6 protein-coding genes are annotated in these 6,569 nt (G+C 51.9%); 5 read left to right on the forward strand and 1 reads right to left on the reverse strand.

From position 1 onward, the window contains the following. Positions 1-17 precede the first annotated feature (17 nt). From KDK18_RS14195 to KDK18_RS14205, 3 genes are all read left to right on the forward strand, one after another. Complete coding sequence (locus tag KDK18_RS14195; RefSeq protein WP_257255587.1) at positions 18-2,468, forward strand: DNA translocase FtsK; 2,451 nt, start codon at positions 18-20, stop codon at positions 2,466-2,468. Positions 2,469-2,537: 69 nt separating this feature from the next. After that, on the forward strand, positions 2,538-3,188 hold the full coding sequence (gene lolA / locus KDK18_RS14200; protein ID WP_257255588.1) for an outer membrane lipoprotein chaperone LolA: 651 nt from the start codon (positions 2,538-2,540) through the stop codon (positions 3,186-3,188). Between the two features lie 62 nt (positions 3,189-3,250). Further along, complete coding sequence (locus tag KDK18_RS14205; protein ID WP_257255589.1) at positions 3,251-4,519, forward strand: replication-associated recombination protein A; 1,269 nt, start codon at positions 3,251-3,253, stop codon at positions 4,517-4,519. Positions 4,520-4,549: 30 nt separating this feature from the next. Here KDK18_RS14205 and KDK18_RS14210 read toward each other — a convergent pair whose 3' ends face one another. Beyond that, the gene (locus KDK18_RS14210) at positions 4,550-5,257 is read right to left on the reverse strand and encodes a class I SAM-dependent methyltransferase (protein WP_257255590.1); all 708 of its coding nucleotides are present in this window, start codon (positions 5,255-5,257) and stop codon (positions 4,550-4,552) included. Positions 5,258-5,481: 224 nt separating this feature from the next. Between KDK18_RS14210 and crcB the strand changes: the two genes are divergently transcribed. After that, positions 5,482-5,895, forward strand: coding sequence for a fluoride efflux transporter CrcB (gene crcB, locus KDK18_RS14215; protein WP_257255591.1), 414 nt, complete (start codon positions 5,482-5,484; stop codon positions 5,893-5,895). 125 nt (positions 5,896-6,020) lie between these two features. Then, positions 6,021-6,569 (forward strand): hypothetical protein (locus KDK18_RS14220; protein WP_257255592.1); only part of this gene is annotated, 549 nt, incomplete at its 3' end.

The raw sequence follows: 6,569 nt of genomic DNA on the forward strand, positions 1-6,569 counted from the left end.
GATTAAACGGGAGTCTAATGTCCGAAACGATCACCAAGAAGCGCAAGCGAGCCGCCAAAGAAAAGACGGTGCCCAGAGCCATAACAGGTATCCGTGATTCGGGTTCTGGCGAAGAGGTTGCCCAAGCCAGTGCTCTGGTATTGAGATTCAGGGAAGCGGGAATGTTATTCCTGCTGGTGCTGGCTGCCTTTACTGCATTAGCGCTGTTTTCGTACAGCCCTACTGATCCCGGCTGGAGTTATGTCGGGTATGAAGGAGAAGTGGCAAACAGCACAGGCAAAGCGGGAGCCTGGTTCAGTGATGTCTTGTTTTCCCTGTTCGGTGTTTTCGCCTGGTGGATACCGGTTCTGCTGGTCATTAAAACGGTGCTGGTTTTCCGGTATCGATACAGTGCCTGGCACTGGCAGCCCGGCTGGTTTGTCATGCGCTCACTGGGTTTGCTGCTGGCTCTGGCGACAGGGGCAGCATTAGCCGCTATTCATCTGGAAGGAGCGGGTGAGAGCCTGCCTGCCCGGAGTGGTGGTATTCTGGGTCGAATGATCATGGAACAGTCACTGCCTGTTTTTAATCTGATCGGCAGTACATTGATTTTGCTGGCTATTTTTCTGGTGGGATTCACTCTGTATACCCATCTGTCATGGTTTCAGGTGCTGGATGCTACCGGTCGGTTGTTAAAGATAGCATTTGCCAAATTGGGCAAGGGTATTTTCGGATTGGCAGAAGTCGTCAAGTCTCGTATCGCCAGATGGAAAGAGCAGCGCGAACTGGATCGTGAGGCTTTTCAGGGGGCAGCACAGCCCAAACCTGCTCAGGAGCCTGCCGACGTTTCCCCCGGAGAGCGCCAGGAGCCTGTGTTGGTTCTCCCGGCCCCGAAGTCAGAGGAACAAGTCGGCAAAATGGCCGTGGCCCGGAATATCGCTGCAGCCGATGAAATGGCCTTCGCTGTCGGAGAGAACGTCGTTGAAATTCCACCGGAAGGTGAACTTCCCGGAGTGGGCTTACTCGACAAAATCCAGGATCATGGCAACGGCGTTAAACAGGAAGAGCTGGATATTGTCTCCCGGCTGTTGGAAGCCAAGCTGGCAGACTTTGCTGTCAAAGCTGAAGTGGTGGCTGTGCATCCGGGCCCGGTGATTACCCGCTATGAGATTCAGCCTGCGCCGGGTGTTAAGGCCAGTAAGATTTCCAATTTGGCAAGGGATCTTGCCCGTTCTTTGGCTGTGGTCAGTGTCCGGGTCGTTGAAGTGATTCCCGGCAAGTCAGTGATGGGCATCGAAATCCCGAACGACGACCGGGAAACCGTATTCTTTGCCGAGTTGATTGCTTCCAGAGCTTATGAAAAAGCAGCATCGCCACTCAGTCTGGCGCTTGGACATGATATTGCCGGTCAGCCGGTGGTGGTGGATCTGGCAAAAATGCCGCACTTGCTGGTGGCGGGTACCACCGGTTCAGGTAAGTCGGTTGGCGTTAATGCCATGCTGCTCTCCATGCTGTTCAAGTCAGGGCCGGAAGACGTTCGTCTTATTATGATTGACCCAAAAATGCTGGAACTGTCGATTTACGACGGTATTCCTCATTTGCTTTCTCCCGTCGTGACCGACATGAAAGAAGCCGCCAATGCCCTGCGCTGGTGTGTGGCGGAAATGGAGCGTCGCTATAAGCTGATGGCGGCCCTGGGGGTAAGAAATATTGCTGGCTATAACAAAAAGGTCAAAGAAGCGAAGGCCGCCGGTAAACCTCTTCGTGATCCATTCTATGAAGCCATGACCCTCGGTGATCTGGCCCCTGAGCTTGAAGCGCTGCCTTTTATTGTGGTGGTGGTGGATGAATTTGCCGACATGATGATGATTGTCGGGAAGAAGGTGGAAGAGCTGATCGCCCGGATTGCCCAGAAAGCCCGTGCTGCGGGTATCCATCTGATACTGGCAACTCAGCGTCCCTCGGTGGATGTCATTACGGGCCTGATCAAGGCTAACGTTCCGACTCGCATTAGTTTCCAGGTGTCCAGTAAAATTGACTCCCGCACCATCATTGATCAGGGCGGGGCAGAGCAATTGCTGGGTCATGGCGACATGCTCTACCTGCCGCCGGGCACCAGTGTTCCTATTCGTATTCATGGTGCTTTTGTCAGCGATGATGAAGTGCACAGAGTGGTAGCCGATTGGAAGAAACGGGGCCAGCCTGATTATGTGGATGCTGTTCTCAGTGGCGCAGAGACGGCTTCTGACGGCAATGCTATCAGTGGTGGGCTGGACGAAGATTCAGAGCAGGATGCCCTCTATGATGAAGCTGTTGCTTTTGTGACTGAAAGCCGCAGGGCATCAATTTCGTCAGTGCAGCGTAAATTAAAGATCGGTTACAACCGTGCTGCCCGTATCATAGAGACGATGGAAGTAGCCGGCGTGGTAAGCCCGGCAGGTCATAATGGTAATCGTGAGGTGATCGCACCACCTCCCGTGAAGGGTTAATGTTGAGTGTTTAAGAAAGTTTTTCAAGTAACTGTAATTACAGCTGTTTTCAGTGTCTCGTTGCAGGTGATGGCCGTCCCGCCGGGTAATGCTCCGGCAACTACCCTGACGGCTCAATCAGTGAAGACAGTGGATGTCAGCAAAGGTCTGAACGACGAGAAAGCCTCTCAGTCTCTGGCAGAAAAGCTGGAGTCCCTGAAAAGTCTGAGCGCTCATTTCCGGCAGGAAGCCGTCTCTTCCGATGGTCGTACCCAGACAGAATCCGGTGAGATGCAGATGAAACGCCCTGATCTTTTTCGCTGGGTAACCAGGGAACCTTTTGAACAGGAAATCGTTGCCCACGGCAACAGAGTGTGGATGGTCGATCGTGAACTCCAGCAAGTGATCATCCAGAAGCAGGATGCGCGCATGGCGAATACGCCAGCCAAACTGCTGACAGGGAATGCCCGTGAGCTGCTGAAACAGTACAACGTTTCTGTCTACAGCAAGGGCCGGAATGAGCAATACACCCTGACACCCAAAGAGGAGTCAGATCTGTTTGAAAAGCTGGATATTGATTTTCGCCAGGGGACGCTGGTCTCCATTGCATTGTCAGATTCTCTGGGTGGCAAGCGCAGGATTCAGTTCTCCAAGGTCAAAGAAAACACACAGTTGAATGACAACTTGTTTGAGGTAAGCCCTCCCAAAGGCTTTGATGTGATTGATGAGACTCGGGGTTAACGGTGTATTCTGCTGGTTTGTTTGATGACGAGTCATCCCGATATGAGCCACTTGCCGCACGCATGAGGCCTCGCAACCTGAGCGAATACCTGGGTCAGGAGCACATTCTGGCCAGGGGCAAGCCTCTGCGTGAAGCCCTGGAGCAGGGTGCTATTCACTCCATGATTTTCTGGGGCCCTCCCGGGGTTGGAAAAACCACTCTGGCCCGGTTGGTGGCCGGTGTCTGCGACGCCCACTTTGAAACGCTTTCAGCAGTGCTCTCCGGTGTCAAAGACATTCGGGCTGCGGTAGCCAGAGCCCGGGATGAGCAGATGGCCCGTCAGCGGAAAACCATTCTGTTTGTGGATGAGGTGCATCGCTTTAACAAGTCCCAGCAGGACGCCTTTTTGCCCCATATTGAGGATGGCACTATCACATTTATCGGTGCGACTACCGAGAACCCTTCCTTTGAGTTGAACAACGCCTTGCTCTCCCGCGCGCGGGTTTATGTGTTAAAACCCCTGACGGACGATGCGCTCAGGGAAGTGCTTCATCAGGCGTTATCAGACGAAAGGGGTTATAAGGACAGTCCTGTTTCCCTTGAGCCTGAAGCTGAGGATATCCTGGTGCGTTATGGCGATGGCGATGCCAGAAGAGTTCTGAATATTCTGGAAGTAGCGGCAGATCTCAGTGAAGATGGACAGGTTAAAGCGGCAACAGTGTCGGAGATTCTGGCTGACAGTGGCCGACGCTTCGACAAGGGCGGTGATGCGTTTTACGATCAGATTTCAGCATTTCACAAATCCGTGCGAGGCTCTGATCCCGATGCCGCACTCTACTGGGCAGCCAGAATGGTGGATGGCGGTGCCGATCCGCTTTATATTATTCGCAGACTGGTAGCGATTGCCAGCGAAGACATTGGTAATGCTGATCCGAGAGCACTGGAAATGACCATGAATGCCTGGCAGGCCTATGAACGGCTGGGCAGCCCGGAAGGTTTGCTGGCGCTGGCCCATGCCACTGTTTATTGTGCCTGTGCTCCGAAGAGTAACGCTGTCTATCTGGCCTGGAAGGCTGCAATGGTCGACGTCAAAGGCAACCCTTCCTTTGACGTACCGAACCATCTCAGAAATGCCCCCACCCAACTGATGGGATCTCTGGGCTATGGGGCTGAATACCGCTATGCCCATGACGAGCCCAATGCCTATGCAGCCGGTGAATGTTATTTTCCAGAGAATATGGAAGCCAGAAAGTACTACCAGCCCAATGATCGCGGGTTGGAAATCAAGATTCGGGAGAAGCTTGAGAAACTGGCGCAATGGAATCAGCAGAGCCCTGTTCGTCGTCGCTAGCAGGCTGCTAACAGGTAACCGCTCTGTAATTCATTTTGCCTGAAAAAACATGAATGCTGCCGGATAGTCTGGCAGCTCTTTCACTATCTGATGTTCCAACAGACGCCACTGGGCCTGCTCACCGATTTCACAGAGCTGCGCAATACTTTCCGGGAAGTCACACTGGCTGACGTGATCCAGAACAATGTTCTGCCAGTCACTTTGCAGTGCCGGGATACTTCTGAAATACTCGCCAACCTTCTCGATGTATTGATCCCGGCTCTGATGATCGAGCCTTATGGCATCAATCAGCACAAACAGGGTGTCGGGTTCGGCCTTATTCCTGAGTTCCGAGAAAAGTGCCTGTTTTTCCGTCAGGGAGCCGTGATGAATGGCGAAGCTGCTGAAGATCAGGTTGTAGGAGCCGTTAACCGGCAGGGGGGCGAAAATGTCACTGAGAAAAAACTCTGCATCGACACCGGGTTGCCTCATGTTCTGTTTGGCCATGGCTAACACAGATTCAGCAAGATCGACCGCAGTGTAGGAGGTCAGTGATAGCTCGCGGGTCATCTCTGCAGCCAGTGATGCATCGCCGCAACCCAGATCGAGCAAATGAACTGCCTGATGACCGAAGTGCTGTCTGAGTTTACGGGTGGCGAGACGCATCAGCTGCTGGTGACCCATGATATTGTTATCGACCAGCCAGCGGTAGCACTGCCATTGCTCATTGAAAATATCGACTTCTGAACGATGTTTCATTGGCTTACCGGGATGTGCTCTGATGATGAAACCAAAGATGGGGTGACCACTATTATTGAAGCAGGTCAGGGGTGTCTGTCCAGTGGGTTGACTTGTTTGTCTTACTGCTAATCCCCTGGAACTCATGGTATCTTGGCGAAAATATAACTCTACAAGTCTGGTTTTGCCTGAGATGGCTTAATTTAAGTCATAAAATTTGACCGAATGATGTCAGAGGCAAGGCTGTGACCAGAAAACAGACAGGAATTATGATGCAAGCTACACACTGGATAGCCATTGCTGCAGGTGGTGCACTGGGAGCCGTTCTGAGGGCATTTGTCTATGAGCTGTTTGTGCTGACCCGTAATCCTCATCTGCATCATTATCCGACTCTGACAGTTAACCTTGTGGGGTCAGTCCTCATGGGTATTTGCTGGTACCTGTTGGCAGAAAAAGCCATGTTGTCACCGACCTGGAAAATCTTTGTGATGACCGGCTTTCTGGGAGCCATGACTACCTTTTCAACCTTCTCTCTGGATCTGATGAGGTTGCTTCAATCTGATCAGTTTCTGACAGCCCTGGCCTATGGGCTTGGCAGTGTGCTCGTTTGCTTGCTGGGCACCTGGCTGGGTTATCAGGGTATCCGCTGGGCACTTTAGAGCCTGAATACAAACTCAACCATTTATCGCTTTTTCTGTACCGGCCAGTCGATTGTCCTAGACTTTTCAATTCTTTAGGGAAAAAAAATTTAAGAAAAAATTCGTTAGTGAAAAGGAGGTATAGGATGTATCTTTTTCGAATTATTGGGTCTGTTTTTATCAGTTTGATACTGGTTTCTTCCTGTTGGAGTAGTGTTGATTCACCCGAGCAGAAAGCCTTCAGGAATGCTGAGCGGAGTGTCAATCGTCTTTATTTTGACTACGTCTTTGCGGAAGAAAACGAGAGACTCTTAAGAGCCATCATGGTTTCTGTACGAAGACTCTATGACCGCTATGAGCTGGATCAGTGGCTGGAAGGTGACTCTGCACAGGGTAATCAGACAGAGGCCCGGCAGCAGCTACTCACCAGGCTGATCCAACAGGCCGCCCGGCACACTGTTGCGGAAATCACTGGTAATGAGGAGTTGTTTGGCAGTGATCGTTCCATGTTTCATCTCCTGCAGGCACTGAGCAATGCGCCATCCATGCAGGAATCTCTGGATGTTGCTCACTGGTTCCACTTCCGGCCGGTCATGCTTCAGGGTGTCTTGGCTGAAGATCGCATGGACTCAATGGAGGCGCTGATTCAGGAAGCTGTGCAGAACAGTTTCAGAGAGTTTCCATCCAATCGACTT

It is taken from the genome of Endozoicomonas sp. SESOKO3 (assembly GCF_024606255.1).

Coding starts and splice junctions, on each gene's coding strand:
- KDK18_RS14195 (WP_257255587.1), top strand. CDS start 18: ATGTCCGAAACGATCACCAAGAAGCGCAAGCGAGCCGCCAAAGAAAAG.
- lolA (WP_257255588.1), top strand. CDS start 2,538: ATGGCCGTCCCGCCGGGTAATGCTCCGGCAACTACCCTGACGGCTCAA.
- KDK18_RS14205 (WP_257255589.1), top strand. CDS start 3,251: ATGAGGCCTCGCAACCTGAGCGAATACCTGGGTCAGGAGCACATTCTG.
- KDK18_RS14210 (WP_257255590.1), bottom strand. CDS start 5,257: ATGAAACATCGTTCAGAAGTCGATATTTTCAATGAGCAATGGCAGTGC.